At 58.5% G+C, this 426-nt stretch carries 1 protein-coding gene; it reads left to right on the top strand.

Annotation, left to right across the window (positions count from 1 at the left end):
• The first annotated feature begins 70 nt into the window (after positions 1-70).
• The gene (locus tag OC610_RS28905) at positions 71-316 is read left to right on the top strand and encodes a DUF1127 domain-containing protein (protein WP_249876915.1); all 246 of its coding nucleotides are present in this window, start codon (positions 71-73) and stop codon (positions 314-316) included.
• Positions 317-426: the final 110 nt, after the last annotated feature.

Below are 426 nucleotides of genomic sequence, written 5' to 3'. Positions count from 1 at the left end.
ATCTGTATCGCTTTTTGCCGCCCGCGCATCATGAAACCTCTGGCTACCCAAGTAAACAGGAGCGATCAAAATGAACGGCTTGAGCGATGTGCGGCTGACGTTACACAGTCAGGAACTGGCGGCGGGGCAGGAGAAGGGGCTGCGTAGCGGGGATTTGCGCAATGCTCCAGCCGACCTGAGTCGCTGGGGCCTGTTCTGGCGTCGTTTGCATACACGCAAAGCCTTGCTGGACCTGTCGACCGAACAGTTGCGGGACATCGGGCTGAGCCGGGAGCAGGCACGGGCGGAAGGTCTGAAGCCGTTCTGGCGGCTTTGAATCGATAAAAAACCTGAGGCGAGGGAGCTTGCTCCCGCTGGGCTGTAGGCGTTACGCAGGAGCTATGTAAGAGCCATGTAAGAGCTATGTAGGAGCCATGTAGGAGCTGC

Source organism: Pseudomonas agronomica (assembly GCF_025917275.1).
Classification (GTDB): domain Bacteria; phylum Pseudomonadota; class Gammaproteobacteria; order Pseudomonadales; family Pseudomonadaceae; genus Aquipseudomonas; species Aquipseudomonas agronomica.
This window is presented reverse-complemented; position numbering and strand designations above follow the sequence as displayed.